Annotated in this window: 1 protein-coding gene; it reads right to left on the bottom strand. The window is 69.0% G+C overall.

Features of this window, described 5'->3' with window-relative positions; translation table 11 throughout:
* Positions 1–995, bottom strand: a 995-nt coding sequence (locus D7V80_RS41050) for a condensation domain-containing protein (RefSeq protein WP_233586104.1), incomplete at both ends; no start/stop codon positions are given.

Raw genomic sequence — 995 nt, forward strand, 5'->3', positions numbered from 1 at the left:
GGCGTGTGGCTGAGGCTGCGCTGGGGGCGCAGCTCCTCGACGAGCTTCTCGAAGGGGACGTCCTGGTGCTCGTAGGCGCCGAGGGTTGAGTGCTTCACCTGGGCGAGGAGGTGGAGGAAGGAGGAGCCCGGGTCGATGCGAGAGCGAAGGACGAGGGTGTTGACGAAGAAGCCGATGAGGCCTTCGAGTTCGGAGCGGGTGCGTCCGGCGATGGGAGAGCCGACGCTGACGTCCTCCTGCCCGGAGTAGCGAGACAGCAGCAGCTGCCAGGCCGCGAGCAGGAGCATGAAGGGCGTGGCGCCGTGGCTCTGGGCGAGCGCGTTGAGACGAGAGGCGAGCTGCTGGGGAAGGGTGAAGGGCAGGGAGGCGCCCCGGTACGTCTGGACAGCAGGACGCGGCCTGTCGGTGGGTAGCTCCAGGACAGGGGGCGCACCCACCAATTGGTCGCGCCAGAAGTCGAGCTGGGCCTGGAGGACAGGGCCCTGGAGCCAGCCGCGCTGCCAGGCAGCGAAGTCGGCGTACTGCACGGGCAAGGGCGAAAGCGGCGAAGGCGTGCCCTGAGCCAGGGACAGGTAGAGCGCGCCGAGCTCACGGATGAGAACCCCCATGGACCAACCGTCGGAGACGATGTGGTGGAGGGTGAGGACGAGGACGTGTCGCTGGGGAGCGAGGCGGAAGAGGCGGGCGCGCAGGAGCGGGCCTTCAGCGAGGTTGAAGGGGCGCTGGGCCTCCTCGGAGACGAGGCGCCGCGTCTCGGCGTTCTCCAACCCGCTCAGGTCGACGAGCGGAAGCGGAACCTCCAGGCGCGGGAGGATGCGTTGGAACGACTCCTCACCGTGCGCGGGGAAGGTGGTGCGGAGCGACTCGTGCCGGAGGGTGAGTGCTTCCAGCGCCTGCTGGAGCAGGTGGGGCTGGAGTTCGCCTTCCAGAACGACAGCGGTGGGGATGTTGTAGGCGGCGCTGCCGGGCTCCAGCTGGTCGATGAACCAGAGGCG

The sequence above is a fragment of the Corallococcus sp. CA054B genome, assembly GCF_003611625.1.
Lineage (GTDB): Bacteria > Myxococcota > Myxococcia > Myxococcales > Myxococcaceae > Corallococcus > Corallococcus coralloides.